Below are 19,171 nucleotides of genomic sequence, written 5' to 3'. Positions count from 1 at the left end.
ATAAGCTAACCCCACCCATCTTACACCCTTTTTTTACCAAAATCTCTCCCTCTCTTCTTCCGAACTTCTTCGTTTCTTTCTGAATTCTCCTAACAGTCCCAGTACATCACTTTTTCATCTCAAACTTTGGCAAAGTTTTAAACTTTGCCAAAGTTGAATAAACTGACAATACCTCCGCTGGTGCTTTTCTTGTAGCTCGCACTTCATTTTCTAATTCTCTCATTTCCCCATTTCCTCATTTTCTGGTATTATTGGCATTTTTGGTATTAAAAAATTATTTCTTATCTTTGCATTGCATTTACATCTACATTTGAGAAAGGAAAAACGATGATAACGCTCAAAAATATCAAAGCATTTATTAAAAAATCACTTGTGTTCAAGGTTTTAGCCTTTGCTATAGCCTTAGTACTCATCTTGCAAGTATTTCCCGAAAAAGCGAAATTTAAATACGAATTTCGCAAAGGAGAGCTTTGGCAACACGAAAACCTATATGCCCCTTTTGATTTTCCCTTAAAGAAAACAGAAGAGCAAATAAAAGCCGAAAAACAACAAATAACCAACCAATCTACGGTGTATTACAAGCAAGATACTACCGCTTTTGTGAGTGCTAAGCAAAAGTTTGAACAGAAAAAGTACGCTTATTTCAAACATCTACCCGATGATAAACGAGAACTCTTGCTTAAAAAAGCTGAGGCTTTTTTAGCGGAAAGCTATCGCAATGGAGTGATGCTCAATCAGCCTGCGTTTAGCCCTTCTGAAATCTTCATTATCAAGCATAACAATCAAATAGTAGAAGTACCTGCCGAACGTGTGTTATATCTTCAACAGTTGGCAACAGCTATTAAAAACTATTTCGATACCGCCCCTTATAATGAGTATCACAAAAATTACTACGACCTTTTCTTTGAAATCCTTACTCCTAACCTCGTAATCGACCAAAATTTCACTCAAAAAGCGCTTACTCAAAACCTTAAAGAGATAGTCTATACGCGCGGTTGGGTAAATAAAGGAAAACTCATCATTGCCAAAGGTGAATTGGTAGAGGGCGAAAAACTGAATACCTTGCTGTCGCTCAAAGACGAGTACGAAACCCAAACGTGGAGTCAGAACAACTATAATTGGTCGCTTTTAGGTTATTACACGTTAGTAGCTATGGTATTGCTACTGATGGCGTTATACTTAAAAATATACGAAAATAAATTATATAAAAGCAACCTTAAATTGAGTGTTATTTTACTCAATATGCTCAGTATGATTCTTTTCGTAGGGCTCATTTCAAGGTATTTCCCCGATTATATCTATATTGTCCCCGTAGGAATGATGGTGCTCATTCTCAAGTCGTTTTTCGATTTGCGTACCGTCCTCTTTGTGTATATCAGCACCATACTCATCACAGGCTTTATTGTGCCCAATAGCTTCCAGTTTGTATTCATACAGATTGTGGCTGCTATGGCTATCATTCTCACCCCTAGGGGAATGCACTACCGATTGAGCAATTTTGTATCGGCGGGACTCATCACGGCTGCCTATTTAATTATTTATATTGCTTTCCACACCATTACCGAAGGAACACTCAAAGGGCTCGATATCTCTCTACTTACTCTCTTTATCCTCAATGGTATTGGTATTCTCTTTTCGCAACCCTTTACGTATATCTACGAACGTACTTTTGGCTTAGTTTCCGATGTCTCTCTCTTAGAACTCTCCGATACGAATACCAAGCTCTTGCGTCAGCTTTCCGAAAAAGCTCCAGGCACCTTCCAGCACTCTATGCAAGTGGCTAATCTTGCCGAAGCTGCTGCTGCCGAGATTGGAGCTAATACCCTCTTGGTACGTGTAGGTGCCCTCTATCACGACATCGGTAAGATGGAAAACCCTATTTACTTTACCGAAAACCAAAAAACAAGCCTTAACCCTCACGACCAGCTCACTCCTGAACAAAGCGCTAAGGTGATTATCAAGCACGTAGCCGATGGAGTAGAACTCGCTCATAAAAACAAACTGCCCAAACGCATTATCGATTTTATTAAAACCCATCACGGGCGTAGTCTTACTTATTATTTCTATCGCAAAGCCTTAGACTTAAATCCCGAAGGTACTAAAGAAGAAGACTTCCGTTATCCAGGTCCTATTCCTTTCTCCAAAGAAACCGCTATTCTTATGATGGCTGATTCGGTTGAAGCAGCTACTAAGAGCCTCAAAAATCCTACCTTTGAAGCTCTCAATGAGTTTGTAGACCGTATTATCAAAAAACAATTAGACGATAATCAGTTTGCCAATTCCGATATATCTTTCAAAGAAATCGAAGCTATCAAACGCATATTTAAAAGCAAACTTACCAATATCTATCACGTACGCATCGAATACCCTGAATAAGCCAATGAAGATAATAAAACTACCATCGCTGCTTGGCACTTGTATCTTACTTTTTTTTACGTGGGTAATCTACGGGCAAAACCCTACGGAATACTATTTTAAACGTATTTCCATTGAACACGGTCTCTCTCAATCGGGCGTTACCGCTATTGTACGTGACCATAAGGGAATTTTGTGGATAGGTACTCGTCAGGGTATCAATAGGGTAGACCGTAATCATATCAAAAGGTATACTGAGTCTTACATCTATCATCTTTATGAAGATACCCAGCATAACCTTTGGGCTGTAACCGATAAAGGCGTATGGCAATACGACCCAAATAAAGATACTTTTACCTCTAAAATCCAGCAACAACTCTTCTCTATTTGTGCTACTGAACAAGGGGTTTACTTTGGTGGATATAGTGCTATCTACCAGTATAACTACAAAACTAAAAATATAGGGCGTTTGCCTTTGAGGAAAGAACCTAAAACAAAAGATAAAGAATGCCTCATTACCTATCTATGCCCTGTTGATAATACAACCTTTCTTGTAGGTACTGAAAACGATGGTATTTATAAGTATTCTCTTACCTCAGAACTGTTGAGTTTGTTTATTGAAAATACAAGCCCACTGAGTTCTTTGTATTATGATGCACAACGCAAAGAAGTGTATTATTCTATTTTTCAAAAAGGGCTTTTTCGTGCTACCCTTGCCGGTGAATTGCGCTCGCATTACGATACTCACAATACTCTTTTGTCCAATGATATTATCTTAGATATCAAGCCTTATAAAGGCAATATATGGTTAGCCACCGATGGGGGAGGAGTATCGGTTTTTAGTCCTGAGAAGAACACTTTTTACAATATTCAGCATAGTGCCGGTAATATACATTCCTTGCCGGTCAATTCCATTACAGTGCTTTATGAAGATCCTAATCATAACCTTTGGGCAGGTACAGTGCGCGATGGCGTTTTTCTCTTTAAAGAAACCTATATTAAGACTTATACCGATAGTGCGTTAGGAAGTAGTAATGGGTTAAGTGAACGCGCTGTGATAAGTTTATTCGAAGCTCCCAATGGCATCATATGGATAGGCACCGATGGAGGAGGCATCAATGCTTTTAACCCCAAAACAGAACAATTTGTACATCATACCAATACATATAACGATAAGGTCTCTTCTATAACCTACTTTTCACCTAATGAGTTGTTAGTCTCTCTCTATGGCAAAGGTCTTTTCATATATAATATTCTGAGTCGTTCCTACACTCCTTTCTTGCTCATCGATGAAGCTACTGACCAGCAAGAGTGTCACGCAGGCTTTACTCCCTTTGTATATCACATTGCTAAGGATAAAATACTCATTACAGCTAAAAATACCTATCTGTATAATCTTCAAAACAAAGAGTTTAATAAAATTTCTTTTGCCGAAGGACTTACTCCTAAAAATGCCTTACAACTCAAAGCACAACAAGGTGATGCTTTATTTCTCTCCAAAGGAAATGTACTCTACCAAATGAAGTTATCGGAAGCTAAGATAACACGTTATCTAACCCTTAATGAGGGGTATACTATTAGCGCAGTATGCAATGATAAAGCTCATCACACCCTGTGGATTGCTACTTCCAATGGGTTGTTTAGCTATGCGATACCACAAAAGAAGCTTAGTGCCGTAGGAACCGACAATATGTTCCACCAAATTAGCTATATGCAACTCGATACTGAACAGCGTTTGTGGATTAATGCTTCCAATGTACTGTTTTCTTATCATATTCCCGATAAGAAGATAATGATTTGGGACGATTCTGATGGTTTTCTCCACAACGATGTGCTTACAGGCTATGTACAGTTGTTGCCTTCCCCTTACATCTATATGGGAGGAGTGGGTGGTTTTGTGAAGATAAATAAGAATATTCACACCGAAGAGAGTAGTACTCCTTTACTCTTTTTGCAAAATATAGAATTGAACGGCAAAATATACACCGCTGAAAACTTTCCTAAAGAGGTACCCCCTTATTTCAAAACCTTAAAACTAAATGTAGGATTGAATGAAAAAGATATGTTTAGGCGCATACTCTTCCGTTTTAAGATTAAAAATAACGCCCAAACTTCGGTGATTGAAACTTATGACAATAGTTTAGATATCTCTTTGCTTTCAGTAGGGAAATATCAAGTAGAAGTCGCTTGTATGACTAAAAATGGCTATTGGACGAAAGATACCCCATTGCTCAGCTTCGAAGTGCTTCCTGTGTGGTATCAGCGCACTTCTTTTTTGGTAGGAGTTTCTTTACTTTTGTTGGCTATTATTGCAGGTGTAATGTGGGGTTATCTGCGTCGTAAAAAGCAACAACTCAAATGGCAAATAGCTTTGCATCAGCAGGAACTCAATGAAGATAAAATACAATTCCTCACCAATGTAAGTCACGAATTGCGCACGCCTCTTACCCTCATTTATGCACCGTTAAAGCGTCTGCTGAATCATACCGAGAGTGGTAAACTCACGCGTTCACAGAAAACCCAGTTAGAGAGTGCTTTCCGTCAAGCTACTACTATGAAGAATATCATCAATTGGGTATTAGACTACAACCGTAATACTTCGTTAGAAAATACACTCACCAAAGCCTATACTGATTTGAATCACCTTATCACCGATAGTGCTAAAGATTTTGAACAAGAATTTGAAACAAAGCACATAAGTTTAGAACTACACCTTGATAAAAATCTTCCCCCTGTAGAGTTAGATAGTGCCAAAATAAGGGTAGTCCTTTCTAACCTACTAATGAATGCAGTAAAGTTTAGTAATGAGTATTCTACTATACACATTCGCAGTAGTTATAACGAACAAAAAGTGCGTTTTCAAGTAGAAAATACCGGTATAGGATTGCATAATATTGATATGGATAAGCTCTTTACTCGCTTTGAACAAGGAAAACACAACCAGCGAGGTAGTGGTATAGGGTTGGCTTATTGTAAAGAATTAGTAGAGAAACATCTCGGTACTATTGGGGCTTATCAAGATGAAGAAGAGCAAACGGTTTTTTATGTAGAATTACCTTACTCTCATAGCACTGAGGGCGTCCTTCACAAGTTTGAAGGTGAAGAAGAACAAACTGAAGCCCCAGAGAAGATAGCAGTAACTATGGATACCTCTATGTATTCTGTACTCTTAGTAGATGATAATCCTGATTTTTTAAACTATCTTTATGATGAACTTCGTCCGTTGTTTAAAAGCGTTTTAAAAGCAGTAAATGGTGAGGAAGCTTTGTTGTTATTAAAAACGCATCAGCCCGATATTATCATCAGCGATGTGATGATGCCTGTAATGAATGGTTATCAGTTGTGTAAAGAGGTGAAAGAGCATTTGCAAATCAGTCATATTCCCGTAATATTACTCACTGCTAAAAGTGATACCGAAAGTCAAAAAATAGGCTATAAATTAGGTGCCGATGCTTATCTCTCTAAACCTTTTGATATAGACCTTTTGCTTTCAGTAATAGGTAATTTGCTCAAACAAAAAGAGCTCATCAAGCAACGTTATGAAAAAGAATTATTGATTCCTTCACCTGCACTTACTACTATCAGCAATGCTGACGAAGTGTTTATGATAAAACTTAATGAAATCATCAAAAAGCACTACAATAATATCGACTTAGATGTAACAATGATTTCAGAAGCAATGGCAATGAGTCGTGCTTCGGTGTATAATAAAATGAAACAAATTACAGGCATTGGTATCAGTGAATATATCAATAAGTATCGTATAGAAGTAGCTTGCCAGCTCTTAAAACAAACAGAAAAATCAGTTACTGATATAGCTTTTGAAGTAGGATTTAACTCTTCTAAGTATTTTAGTACAGTTTTTAAACAAGCTACTAAAATAACGCCACGTGATTATAGAGAAGGTATGAAGTGATAAAGAAAAACAAAAAAGAGAGGCTATCTCAAAACTTTTTGAGATAGCCTCTCTAAATATGTAATACTATGAGTTTCTATTTCCAATCTTTTTTCTTAGAGGTCTTACCAATACCTGGGTTAAAGCTATTGGTAGGGTCAAGAGAGTTGTAAAAGTTCTTAAGGTCGTCGTTAGCGTGATATAAATGCCCTACATTGTGTTCTGCAGGATATTGTGCGCCACGAGTGTCTAATATTTTGAGCATCTCTTCTTCTATTTCCTCACAGTTGTAACCTTTCTTAATCACGTAATCTTGATGAAATACGTGGCACATAAAGTGACCATAGTACAATTTGTAAAGTATCTTAGCGTCGAGTTCAGGAGGAAGCTTTTCAAACCAATCTTCATCATTGCGACGCAAAGCGATGTCTAAAGCGACGATATCTTCTACCTCGTCCTCGTGTACTGAACGATAGCGAATAGCTGCTGAAGCCACTGCAAAGCGCAAGAGCATTGCTGCTTGTGCAAGTTTGGCATCACACTCTATATAAGCTCCTTTAGTGCTATCGGAAAATTCTTTTTGCAAATAAGCTCTAGCTTCGTCTACCCCTTTGCCTCCCATTTTTAAAATGAGATGGTGCTCGTATTGGTTGCGGTAATCCCACAATATTTTAGGGAGGTGTTGAGGCATTAGTTTAGAGGTGAATTGCAAGAATTTTTCACTGAAATGGTTGGGCATAAAAGGTAGTTTTTTGGCTACGCGGTCGCCCCACGCTTTGAGAGAAAAGAGCTTGGGTAAGTATTCAGTACCTACATTTTTGATATACCAAAAAGTATCTTTACCGTATTTAGCAGCGATATCAAAGGCGGTACGGTGAATATACTCGCCAGAGATAGGAATTTCTTCGAAAGTACCGAGCATATCACGGCGCAATTTGGTAAGTACCGCTGTGTTGTTAGTACCTATATAGAATACAGCTGTTTTTTTCTCGGCAGGGAAAGTATCCACGCGTACGGCAAAAACTCCTAAACGACCTGCACTACCTGAGGCTTCGTATAAGCGAGCTGGGTCGGCATTGAAGCGAGCAGGCGTATTGGCATTAATCTCACGTACGTGGTTACAATAGTCGTGATCGTGTCCTTTCTTATCAGAAGTGTGAATATCCTTTGCTTGGTATCTACCCTCTTGCAGATTGGTAAGTATTTCCTTAGGAGTACTTCCTAAATCAATACCTAAGTGATTAATAAGTTCTAATTTACCGTTGGCATTGCGTTGGGCATAAAGAGCCATTTCAGTATAAGCAGGACCACGTTGTACTAAAGAACCGCCAGAATTGTTGCACACGCCTCCAATAACTGAAGCCCCAATGCAAGAGGAGCCTATTACTGAATGAGGTTCGCGATTATGGGGTTTTAACTCTTGTTCCAAGTGGTTGAGTGTTGCTCCTGTAAGACATATAGCTTGCTTAGCATCAAGTATAAGCTGGATGTTGTCATTACGCATCGTGTTGATGATTACTACATCGCGGTCGTAATCGTTACCAAAAGGATTAGATCCTCCCGTGATACCTGTATTGGCAGCTTGTGAAATTATAATCACATCAGCTGCTACACAAGCTTCCAGTACTTGCCATTGTTCCCACAAAGTAGCGGGACGCACCACGGCAATTGCATTTCCGGTACCAAAACGATACCCAGTGCGGTAACGTTCAGTTTTTGAAGGGTCGGTAATAACGTACTTTGCACCAACAATGTGGCGCAAGGTTTCTAATAGATTTTGTGTAGTCATTATTTCTTGGATTTATAGTTGAGTGTCAAGCCAAATTGGGGCTGTGTGAGGAAATCGTGTTGAATGAAAGGCTCTACTGTGAGGCGTTCATCTACATTGAATTGTTTGAGATGTGCATCGACATTCGCCTCGATGATATTCAGGGCGTATAAGCCTATCCCTATAAGAATAGAAAGCTCTTTATTACGACGATAGAACTGTATGCCTCGTCTTAATCCATCGGTACTGAGACGCGGTTGTCCACTGGGGGTAGTGCCATAAAATTCATCATCGGTAAATCCTTGTTGACGACGTTTGTAGGCAGTGAGGTAACGATCGTATTCCTTAGAGTTTTGTATGTAGAAGTATATTGGGGTACCGATAGCAATATACACCAAAGGTACTTTCCAATAGCTCTTGTTGTATATCTGACCTAAACCTGGGATAACCGCTGAATAGAAGGCAGCTTTAGCAGGCGAAAGAGGGTCGGTATTCCAAGGAACTTTTTTCATATTGTCTTGCATAACAGCTATCTGCACAGAGTCTGAGGGTGTTTTTACCACTTCCTCTGTATCGTCTTGTGCATACGAAATACCCACTCCCATAAGTAGGGCTATTATCAAAACAATCTTTCTACTCATCCTTTTTGTGTAATAAACTTTGAATACGTTTGAAATCTTCCTCTGAACTAAAAGGAATGGTAAGGCTACCTTTGCCGTTCTTACTCATCTTTACAGTAACTTTAGTACCAAAAAAATGATTAAAACTACTCATATTTTCTTTGATATAAGTAGGTACTTCAGTTTTACTATTGCTTTTAGGGATTTGAATACTTACCACATTAGGAGTTTCGGAGTTTTGCAAGCGGCGCACTAACTCTTCGGTATCACGCACTGATAGGTTATCGGAAATGATACGCTGGTATACTTCTGCTTGTTGTTCAGGGTTTTCTATGGCGATTATTGCACGACCGTGCCCCATAGAAATGAATCCGTCGCGTATGCCTGTTTGAATGATAGGAGCGAGCTTGAGCAAACGCAAATAGTTTGTAATGGTAGAACGTTTCTTGCCCACACGTTTGCTCATTTGGTCTTGAGTGAGATTCACCTGCTCGATGAGCTGTTGGTAAGAAAGAGCAATCTCTATGGGGTCTAAATCTTGGCGCTGGATGTTCTCTACCAAAGCCATTGTGAGTGACTCGTTGTCATCGGCAATGCGAATATAGGCAGGAATGGTTTTCAGTCCAGCTAATTTAGAAGCTCTGAAACGGCGTTCGCCCGAAATGAGCTGATATTTGTTTTCTCCGTCGAGTTTGCGTACAGTGATAGGTTGCACTACCCCTAATTCCTCAATAGAGGAAGCAAGCCCTTGTAGCTCTTCTTCATTAAAAGAAGTACGAGGCTGAAAAGGGTTCGTTTCTATTAGGTCGAGTTCAAGTTCTATGATATTTCCTACAATCTTATCGGCATTTTTATCTTTGATAGAATTAATAGCCACTTCGGGACTATTGCCAAAAATAGCTGAAATACCTCTCCCCAAGGCAGGTTTTTTAGCAGGTTTTGTCATTATACAGTTTTGTTTTTATCTATAATTTCTTGAGCTAAGTTGATGTGATTGGTAGCTCCTTTGCTGGTAGCATCGTAGTTGATGATGGTTTCACCAAAACTAGGTGCTTCACTAAGGCGTACATTACGCTGGATAATGGTTTTGAATACCATATCGCTGAAGTGTTTTTGTACCTCTTCTACTACTTGGTTAGACAAACGTAAGCGCGCATCGTACATAGTGAGTAATAAGCCTTCGATATCCAAATTGGGATTGAAGGTTTTTTGTACACTTTTAATAGTATTGAGAAGTTTACCCAACCCTTCCAAAGCGAAATACTCACACTGGATAGGTATAATCACCGAGTTAGCTGCTGTAAGAGCATTCAGGGTGATAAGTCCCAACGAGGGGGCACAGTCTATCAAAATGTAATCGTATTGGTCTTTGATAGGCTCTAAGGCTTTTTTGAGCATATATTCTCGTTGTTCTTTGTCTACGAGCTCAATCTCAATAGCCACTAAGTTGATGTGAGCAGCAATAAGGTCGAGATTAGGAGAGCTGGTGTGAACAATCATATCTTTAGCCTCCATAGTGTGTTCCAAAAGCTCGTAAGTACCGTGCTCAATAGAATCTACATCAATACCTATGCCAGAAGTAGCATTTGCCTGCGGGTCGGCATCGATAAGTAATACTTTTTTCTCCAATACGCCCAATGCGGCGGCTAAGTTCACGGAAGTAGTGGTTTTACCTACTCCTCCTTTTTGGTTTGCAATAGCTATTATTTTACCCATAGATTTATATTTTAAAAGTTAAACGGAAGCTCTTGTTTGGCTACTTCAGCCAAGGTAGCTTCATTTTTATCGGTAGCACTCTTAATGGATTTGTTTAAGGTAACTATCCAAAAGTCCTTGATTTCTTGGAGTTTGTCCACCATATCTATCATATTTTCAAACATAATATTTTATTCTTTCAGAGGGCAAAAGTACAACTTTTTTTGAAACGTCACACAAAAAATACAATCAATAATTGTGCTACCATTATTCGCAAGAATGTAGTAAGCGGATATACACTTGCATAAGTGAGTGCGGGAATTTCGGAGTTCGACATATCATTAGCGAAAGCCAAAGCTGGCGGGTCGGTTGAAGCTCCAGAGAGTAATCCGCAGATACCCAAATAATCTAATTTTCCTCTAAAACGAGCTACTAAAGAGGTAATAATAAGTGGTATAAGAGTAATGAGTGCTCCTAAACACATCCAGTACAAGCCTTGTCCGTGCAAAATAGTTTCTATAAAAGTAGCTCCTGCGTCTAAGCCCACACTAGCAAGGAAGAGCACAATACCTATCTCTCGTACCATCAGGTTGGCACTTTGCGATACGTAGTGAGTTACTGAGAATTTACCGCCATAACGGCTGATGAGAATGGCAACAATCAGAGGGCCTCCTGCTAACCCTAATTTTACAGGTACAGGTATGCCAGGGATAGCAAACGGAATGCTTCCTAATAATACACCAAGAGTAATCCCCATAAAGAGCTCGGCTATGTGAGGGGTTTGCATACGTCGTTTAGAATTACCGAACTCTTTGCTTACAAGTTGTATGTGCGATTCATCGCCTATTACAGTAATGGTATCACCAAACTGTAATTTTGTATCGGCAGCAGGCACGAACTCAATACCTGCACGATATACACGAGTGATAGTTACTCCAAAACGTTTGCGAACATCGAGCTCTGCAAGAGTTTTGGTAAAAATAGCACGTTGGGTAACGTTGATACGGCGTGAAGTATAGCGCATATCTTTTACATCAGGAAAATAATCCAAAATGGAAACGCTGTCACCTATTAGGGTCAAAAACTTCTCATTTTCTTTTTGGTTAGCTACTATCAGTACGATGTCGCCTTCTTCTATCAGTGTGTCGGCACTAGCTAATATAATCTCTCCTTTTCTACACATACGTGAGATGGTAAAGTCGAAATCAAGAGTTTGTTTGATAACGCTCAATTTTTTACCAAAGAGGGCAGGATTGCTTACTTTTATCGCGAATCGATTGATCACTACTTGGTCTTTAGAGTGACGTACAGAATTTAAACGCTTTTCGACATCTAAATTCACTTTTAAGAAGGCTTTGAGTCCTAACATTACCAAGATAATCCCTAACACCCCAAAAGGATAAGCAACAGCATAGGCGGTCGAGAGGTTCGGCATTGTAGTTGGGTCGCCTTTAAATACATCTTCTAAAGTAGCTTGAGCGGCTCCTAACCCTGGGGTATTGGTTACGGCACCTGACATTATACCTACCAAAGTACCCATATCGGTTTGGGTGATGTAGTGGATAGCAATTACAGTAAGTACACAACTCACAATAGAGAGCACTGCCAAGAGATTGAATTTGATGCCTTCTTTTTGGAAGGAGGCAAAAAAGCCAGGGCCTACTTGTAGTCCGATAGTGTAGACGAACAGAATCAATCCGAACTCTTTTACAAAATGTTGAATATGGGGGTTTACAGTGAATCCTAATTCGGCCATAGCGATACCTGCGAAAAGTACCCAAGCAATACCAAATGAGATGCCAAATATTTTAATTTTTCCTAAAGCAACTCCTACTGCGATGACCACGCTATACACTATCACAGTGTAAGCCACACTCTCGTGGTTAGTCATCAAGTTCCAAAGCCATTCCATTTAATGTCTAATGATTAATGTTTAGTGTTTAATGATTAATTAAGCCCCCGACCTCCGAAGAGGGACAATCCACAAATACAAGTGTTTGTAAGGGAACTGTTTTTATATAGATTTAAGAGAAACTTTGCCAAAGGAGCGAGCTACACGGGCAGAAAACTTTGGCAAAGTTAAAATTTTATTTATTATCCTAAGAATGGATAACGATAGTCTACTGGTGGTACAAAAGTTTCTTTGATAAGGCGTGGCGATACCCAACGCAATAGGTTTTGGGCAGACCCAGCTTTGTCGTTAGTACCTGAGGCGCGTGCACCACCGAAAGGTTGTTGCCCCACTACGGCTCCTGTAGGTTTATCGTTGATATAGAAATTACCCGCTGCGTTTTCGAGTACTTTTACTGCTTCGTCTAACGCATAACGACAAGTACCAAATACAGCTCCTGTGAGTGCATAAACTGAAGTTTCATCAACGAGTTTCAAGGTTTCTTCCCATTTAGAGTCATCATATACATACACAGTTACTATAGGTCCGAAAAGTTCGGTTTCCATAGTGGTGTAATGTGGATTGGTGGTAACAATCACAGTAGGTTCTATAAAGTATCCTTTGCTTTTATCATATCCACCACCTACAAATATCTCGGCATCTTTGTCTTTTTTAGCTTGGTCTATATATTTAGCTAATTTATCGAAGGAATGTTCGTGAATTACCGCAGTGATGAAGTTCTCAAAGTTTTCAGGAGAACCCATTTTGAAAGATAAGACATCTTTTTTTACCAATTTCAGCGTTTCGTCAGCCTTCGATTTAGGTAAGTACACGCGAGAAGCAGCACTACATTTTTGTCCTTGATATTCAAAAGCTCCACGAGTAATAGCCGTAGCTACTTGTTTGGGGCAAGCACTTGGGTGAGCGATGATAAAGTCTTTACCACCTGTTTCACCTACAATTTTAGGATAAGAGCGATAGAGGTGAATATTGTTACCTATCTTTTTCCAAATATCTTGGAATACTTCGGTAGAGCCTGTAAAATGAATACCTGCAAAATGAGGGCTTGCTAAAACAGTATCGGTAATCATAGCTGCATCGCCGTGCAATACGTTGATAACGCCATCGGGTAAACCTGCTTTTCTGAGGACTTCTACTATCATTTCAGCGGAAAATATTTGTGAAGTACTTGGCTTCCAAATGACTACATTTCCCATAAGGGCAGCACTGGTAGGGAGATTGCCTGAGATAGCTGTGAAGTTAAAAGGCGTTACAGCATATACAAAACCTTCCAACGGACGGTATTCTACACGATTCCATACGCCTTCGGAAGAGTTAGGTTGGTCGTTATAAATATTAGCCATAAATTGCACATTGAAGCGCAAGAAGTCGATAAGCTCGCAAGCAGAATCTATTTCGGCTTGGTGTACGGTTTTAGACTGTGCTATCATAGTAGCAGCGTTCATTTTAGCACGATAAGGACCTGCAATGAGGTCGGCAGCTTTTAAAAAGATAGCAGCGCGTTCTTCCCACGCAAGGTTAGCCCACTGAGTACGCGCCTTTAGCGCTGCTTCAATGGCTTTTTGCACGTGTTCTTTGCTCGCTTTGTGGTAAACACCTAATGAGTGCTTATGGTCGTGAGGGGAATGCATTTCACCTGTCTGACCTGTACGTACGGCTTCACCTCCAATATAGAGAGGAGCATCTACTTTGGTATTCCACAATTCTTTATAGGCTTGTAGTACAGACTCACGCTCAGTACTTCCTGGCGCATAACTTTTTACGGGTTCGTTGGTAGCTTTAGGAACCTTAAAAAATCCTTTTCCCATAGTATAGTTGTTTTTAGTTGTTGATACAATTCGAAAATTTCGGCTAAATTACAACAATTATTTGAATGTGCAAATTTTGATGAGATAATTTCTCAATTTGGGTGAAAGATAAAAGGTAGAGAGTAAAAGGTGTGTTATAACTTCGTACAATTGTTTTAACTCGTTTGATAACTTTTTATGCTGTGAGCAAGTTGAGATATTTTTAAGAAAAGTAAAGAGAGAAAAATATTTTGAGGAGGAAAATGTATCTGAATATCAATGTTTATTTGAAGAAAGAGCAAAGCTAAGACGAACAAAAGACGAACAATGAACGGTGCAAAACACACGGACAGATATAGAATGAACGGAGGGTAATAGGAGTAAAACGAGTATAAACTGGTTTTATTAGCTTTACTTATTGTTTAAAAAAGAGACTGTTCTTTTTTAAGGAACAGTCTCTTTTATTATTGCTAAGTGATATGCACAAAATTATAAAAAGGTACCACTGCTTTCACCGCCTAGGTCTGAAGCTATAATGTCATCTTGGTCTTTGATAATTTCCTCTCTCGTAACACCAAACTCGCGTACGGCGTCTTCTACTAGCTTGTCTTCTGCTAAAAGATCGGTGTAGATATGTATAGGTATTTTTACCTCCATTATTTTGTTGGTAGGCATTGTGTTATAAGCTAAGTCAGTAGGTTTGGTAGCGAAATAGCCTAATACAATTTGCAAGTCAAAGTTTACGTAGGATCTTTTGATTTCAAAGAAACCTTTTAACCCTATCTGTTCTTTTCTAAGCTCCCCTTTAGGGGCATTAGGGTTTTTATCAAAACCACCGCCTTTGATGTACAACTCTTCAGGATTAGTATCACGATATTTGTATCGCAAGGCTTCTGCTTGGGTAGGCACTGTAGTATTGCTGGCTACTGCTTTGAAATTATTGGCAATAAAGAAGAATTGATAGTGATTGGGAGCCTCACCTGTACTCAATAGCGAATTTACACGTTTGCCATTTTTATCATAGAAAATAAGTTCGACCCCTGAGAGTGATATTCCAGCTTGGTCATTAGTTCCTTTCCAACGAATTGCTGTAGGGTTATCGGTAGCAGGAGTAATAACTCCATTTTTATTCTCAAAATAGAAATGTTGTACTGTTTTGAGATATTTCACAGGGTAATCGGGGTCTCCGTGAAAATAGCCGTGAGAGTGCCCTTTGGTAAAGCGCACTTCTAATTTACTCCATGTAGCTACAAACGCTTCAGTAGTAGAGGTAGTAGTTTCAGTGGTAGTGGAAGTTTGTGTAGCGGGAGGCGTTACTTTTTCATCATCTTTGTTACAAGAAAAAGAAATAAAAGTAACAAATACTGATAGCGATGTGATTTTTAAAAAGTCGTATATATTTTTCATCGTTTTTTAATATTAAAAGGTTAAATTTAAGGAATGATTTGAATAGGTAGTGTCATATCAGAATCTAAAGTGAAGGCTTCAGAATACTCCACTACGTTGTATGGACGCTCTTCTTGAGTTTTAGGGTTGAGCTTATTAGCAATAAGAAAGTGTGCTAACTTGATGCGCAACTTGTAATCACCTGCGGTAGCCTCGTCTTTAATGTGAAAGACGCCTTTTAGTCCAATAGGGTCGCGTTGCTTAGGGTTGGTTTTATCCCAAGTGCGCAAGCGCAATTTCACCCCTTGTGTGCCGTAAGTACCATTTTCGGGGTCGGTATCCTGATATACATAGCTTACCGCTTTGTTCATAGCCGTTACCATAGCGGTTCTTCCCGTTTCATCTTTAGGATACTCTCCTTGAAATAACTGAAAGAAGTGCTGATGAATAGGAGCCATTTTGGCACTTACAAACTCGTGGTTCATACGAGCTCCATTGTTGTAATAGACAATCTCGAAACGGTATTCGTGTCCCACTTGCCATTTTATAGGCTCGGTGATGTCATACACTATTCCTTTAGCTGATTTGTTGGCGGTACGCTCTTGCACCTCGTTAGTTCCTAAATTGGTAATGATAAACTGCACTTTGTCGGGCATATCGTGCCCTCTGTCTTTGGTTTCATCGGTTGGAGGAGTGGGTTTAGTGTTGTCTTTACTACAACTGCCCATTGTAAAACATACTAATGCTATTAGACTAATAGCTTTTAAATAATAAGATATCTTTTTCATTTTAATAGTGTTTAAAAATTGTAATTTATTCTTAAATATACATTCCTACCCAAATCGTGGGCATAATACCTAAAACGATTGGTGTATTCCTTATATTCGGTGTTAAAAAGGTTTTCGGCGGATAACCTTATGTCCAAGGTTTGGCGTTTGCCTATATCCAAAGTACCTCCTATGCTCGCCTCGAAAAGGTGATAAGCATCGGGTGTAGTAGGCACTAACTCTTGTGAGGGCTCAAAGCGTGTTTGCTTGGCTACAAAAGTATGCCCTATGCTAGCACTCATACGGCTCAATAAACTGTTGCGGTGCGTTTTGTTATATTCTAGCGACTGACTCAAACGAGGAGCAGGGATAAACGGAAAGTAACGTCCCGTCTTCACTTCGTTAGCCCATACTACTGAGGCTTTCAAATGGTAGTCTAAACTTGTAGGATTGCCTACTTGTGCTACTCTGTTTTTGTTTAACAAACGAACAGTAGCATCGAGGTCAGCGCCTCTAAAAAATGCATTGGCTTGGGTGTACTGAAAGATAGGATACACGCCTGAAAAGAGGGTTTGCACTTCGCCGGTAGGATAATCGTAAATGTAATTCTTAATATATTGGATATAAAGGTCGAGATTTACATTCCAACGTTTATTCTCATTGTTTAGCAAAAGAGAGGTAACCCACTTCACTCCTGTTTCTGATTCGAGCTTATCGTCACCTAAATCATAAGTGCCTGCGCCGTGATGAAGTCCGCTACTGTACAGTTCGTTCACCTGAGGAGCACGCCACGCCACGCCTATGTTAGATTTCAGTTGTGAAACTCGCGAGAGAGGCATTGTTCCTCCTAAGGTATAGGTGAAATTATGGAAGTTGTGTTCGCCTCCGTAACGCTGTGAGTACATATCGTAACCATCGGCATTGAGGTACTTATAGTCGTAACGCACACCTGCTTCTAATAACCAAGCATCTCGCTGAAAACGTTGTATTGCAAAAGCTCCATAACTAAGCGAGGCATAGTTAGGGATTACAGGTACTACCCCCGTACCGGGTTGGTTGTAGTTGTCCTGCTTGTTGAAACTACCCCCTATGGTACTCTTCCATTTGCTGTAAGCGTTTTCCCAATACACATCGAGTGCGTGCGTAGTGAGCTCCATATTTAAGGCTGGGATGCGGGTTCTGTCCATTCGGCGAACACTGAACTCCTGACGAATATCTTTCTGAAAAGCGTATTGTGCGGTGAGTTTTCCTCCGAAGGGCAAGAAATAGAACGCTTTACCTTTTAACAGGTGGTGCACTACTTTTTGCTTGGGTGCATTGATGCTATACGAAAACGGATAAGTGGTAAGCGGTCTTCCAATTTCGAACCGAGCGAGCAAATCGTCTAAATTCCCAATATGCGAACCGTAGAATACACTGCTTTCGTTCTCATACCTACTGTAAAATATTTCAGCAGTACCTTTTTCCTTCTGAACGCCTGTCGCTACTGAGAAATTGGCTTCACGAGCAGCAGTGTTATTCAGTAGGTAATTAGCTGTACTGATGTCGCCTGAACGTTTTAAAGTTCCTTGTACACGCCACGCCCAAGAAGGTAACTCGGGGACTGAACTTTCGACTTTTAACGTAGTACTCAATTTGCGTCCGTTAGAGCCAAACGAAGAAGCTAAGTTGGCGTGCAGACCGTCGCTATAAGGGAGTTTTTTTTGTTCTATGAGAATCACTCCACCTAAGGCATCAGAGCCATAACGCACCGATTCAGCACCTTTTACCACCGTTATTTGGTCGGCTACCAAAGGGTCGATTTCGGGAGCGTGGTCGGCACCCCATTGTTGTCCTTCTTGGCGCACTTCGTTGTTGAGTATCAAGATACGATTGCTGTGCAAGCCGTGAATTACCGGTTTGGCAATAGTTGCGCCTGTTTGTATCATTGATACTCCCGATATAGAGGTGAGCACTTTGGCTAAATCGTCGCCTTGTTTGTCTATCAAGCTATTTCTTTTGAGCGAAATGGATATGATAGATGGAGTTAAGCCTCTCACATACTGCTGAGTTGTATGCCCTGATACGGTGGTCCCTTCGAGTACGCTCACTGCTTCTTTCATTACAATCACAAGAGGTTGTGAGTGTGGAATGATGACAGTACTTTCGTAATCGTGATAGCCTAAATAGGTTACTTTGATAGGGTAAGAGCCCTTGCTGAGTTTTTTTATCGTTACCTTCCCATCGGCATCGCTTATAAAGTGCTTTCCAACGAAATGCACTACCGCATTGCCTAAGGGTAGTTTTTGAGTGTCTTCTATTTGCAGTTGCAAGGTTTCTTGCGCATATAGCGAGAATGCACAACTGAGTAGCAGAAGACTGAATATCTTTTGCATAAAATCAATTTGAAAATTTTTGGAATTTGAAAATTAGCAAGCTGGGTAAGAAGAGGAATGACTCCTCTCTTGCTAATTTACTAATTAACTCATCAGCTAATTACATCGGAGGACCTCTTGAAAAGATAGTAAAGGCGTTTTGAGTAAAGCCTTTTTCGATAAAGAAGAATACTGCTGTTGCACTTTGCTCTAAGAATTGATAGATAAAAAATGAAGGAGCAAAGAATTGATGCAGTTGTACAAAAATACAATCGTGATGAGCGTCTACCGCTGAAAGGTGAGCGTTGTGATGACACTTATCGCCGGTAGCTATGGCGCATAACTCTTCCTGAGTGTGGTGATTATGAAAGAATTCACCCACCGGAAAAGCTACTTTCAGCATACAAAACAGTAGCAGAAAGGCGAAGATGCGCGTGTGTAACGATTGTCTTTTCATAGTTTTCAAGATGCAAAATTACAAAATAATTATGAATTGCAAAAAAAAATGTCAATAATACTGATAATACCAGAAATGCCAATAATGCCAAAGTGTATATCGCAAAAATGACGTATAGGAGTATTCGGAAGATATCGGAGAAGTTCGGAAGAGGAGAGGGAGGGTTTTTGATGAA

13 protein-coding genes are annotated in these 19,171 nt (G+C 39.8%); 2 read left to right on the top strand and 11 right to left on the bottom strand.

The window, feature by feature from the left end; genetic code table 11:
* Positions 1 to 327 precede the first annotated feature (327 nt).
* Positions 328 to 2,376 (top strand): HD family phosphohydrolase, encoded by a 2,049-nt coding sequence (locus HMPREF9078_RS05000; protein WP_009419656.1) that lies wholly within the window; start codon positions 328 to 330, stop codon positions 2,374 to 2,376.
* Between the two features lie 4 nt (positions 2,377 to 2,380).
* On the top strand, positions 2,381 to 6,271 hold the full coding sequence (locus tag HMPREF9078_RS04995) for a response regulator (protein WP_009419655.1): 3,891 nt from the start codon (positions 2,381 to 2,383) through the stop codon (positions 6,269 to 6,271).
* Positions 6,272 to 6,347: 76 nt separating this feature from the next.
* On the opposite strand, the gene dld is transcribed toward HMPREF9078_RS04995, so the two are convergent.
* The 11 genes from dld to HMPREF9078_RS04940 all read right to left on the bottom strand — a co-directional run bounded on the left by dld (position 6,348) and on the right by HMPREF9078_RS04940 (position 18,942).
* The gene (gene dld / locus HMPREF9078_RS04990) at positions 6,348 to 8,039 is read right to left on the bottom strand and encodes a D-lactate dehydrogenase (protein WP_009419654.1); all 1,692 of its coding nucleotides are present in this window, start codon (positions 8,037 to 8,039) and stop codon (positions 6,348 to 6,350) included.
* Positions 8,039 to 8,659 (bottom strand): DUF5683 domain-containing protein, encoded by a 621-nt coding sequence (locus tag HMPREF9078_RS04985; RefSeq protein WP_009411757.1) that lies wholly within the window; start codon positions 8,657 to 8,659, stop codon positions 8,039 to 8,041. The genes dld and HMPREF9078_RS04985 overlap by 1 nt, the downstream gene beginning before the upstream one ends.
* The gene (locus HMPREF9078_RS04980) at positions 8,652 to 9,584 is read right to left on the bottom strand and encodes a ParB/RepB/Spo0J family partition protein (protein ID WP_009417469.1); all 933 of its coding nucleotides are present in this window, start codon (positions 9,582 to 9,584) and stop codon (positions 8,652 to 8,654) included. Before HMPREF9078_RS04980 ends, HMPREF9078_RS04985 begins: the two co-directional genes overlap by 8 nt.
* On the bottom strand, positions 9,584 to 10,354 hold the full coding sequence (locus tag HMPREF9078_RS04975; protein ID WP_002671062.1) for a ParA family protein: 771 nt from the start codon (positions 10,352 to 10,354) through the stop codon (positions 9,584 to 9,586). The genes HMPREF9078_RS04980 and HMPREF9078_RS04975 overlap by 1 nt, the downstream gene beginning before the upstream one ends.
* A gap of 11 nt (positions 10,355 to 10,365) precedes the next feature.
* The gene (locus tag HMPREF9078_RS11970; protein WP_009419653.1) at positions 10,366 to 10,518 is read right to left on the bottom strand and encodes a hypothetical protein; all 153 of its coding nucleotides are present in this window, start codon (positions 10,516 to 10,518) and stop codon (positions 10,366 to 10,368) included.
* Between the two features lie 47 nt (positions 10,519 to 10,565).
* Positions 10,566 to 12,245 carry a putative transporter gene (locus HMPREF9078_RS04965; RefSeq protein WP_009419652.1) on the bottom strand — a complete coding sequence of 560 codons (1,680 nt, stop codon included), beginning with the start codon at positions 12,243 to 12,245 and terminating at the stop codon, positions 10,566 to 10,568.
* Positions 12,246 to 12,427: 182 nt separating this feature from the next.
* Complete coding sequence (pruA, locus tag HMPREF9078_RS04960; RefSeq protein WP_009419651.1) at positions 12,428 to 14,053, bottom strand: L-glutamate gamma-semialdehyde dehydrogenase; 1,626 nt, start codon at positions 14,051 to 14,053, stop codon at positions 12,428 to 12,430.
* Between the two features lie 468 nt (positions 14,054 to 14,521).
* Entirely contained in the window at positions 14,522 to 15,439 is a 918-nt protein-coding gene (locus HMPREF9078_RS04955; protein ID WP_009419650.1) for a hypothetical protein, read from the bottom strand.
* Between the two features lie 26 nt (positions 15,440 to 15,465).
* Positions 15,466 to 16,206, bottom strand: coding sequence for a hypothetical protein (locus HMPREF9078_RS04950; RefSeq protein ID WP_009419649.1), 741 nt, complete (start codon positions 16,204 to 16,206; stop codon positions 15,466 to 15,468).
* A gap of 11 nt (positions 16,207 to 16,217) precedes the next feature.
* Entirely contained in the window at positions 16,218 to 18,560 is a 2,343-nt protein-coding gene (locus HMPREF9078_RS04945; RefSeq protein ID WP_009419648.1) for a TonB-dependent receptor plug domain-containing protein, read from the bottom strand.
* A gap of 100 nt (positions 18,561 to 18,660) precedes the next feature.
* On the bottom strand, positions 18,661 to 18,942 hold the full coding sequence (locus HMPREF9078_RS04940) for a hypothetical protein (protein ID WP_009419647.1): 282 nt from the start codon (positions 18,940 to 18,942) through the stop codon (positions 18,661 to 18,663).
* Positions 18,943 to 19,171 lie beyond the last annotated feature (229 nt).

The sequence above is a fragment of the Capnocytophaga sp. oral taxon 380 str. F0488 genome (assembly GCF_000318255.2).
Lineage (GTDB): Bacteria > Bacteroidota > Bacteroidia > Flavobacteriales > Flavobacteriaceae > Capnocytophaga > Capnocytophaga ochracea.
The sequence above is the reverse complement of the archived record's forward strand: the minus strand, read 5'-3'. Positions and strand labels throughout refer to the sequence as shown.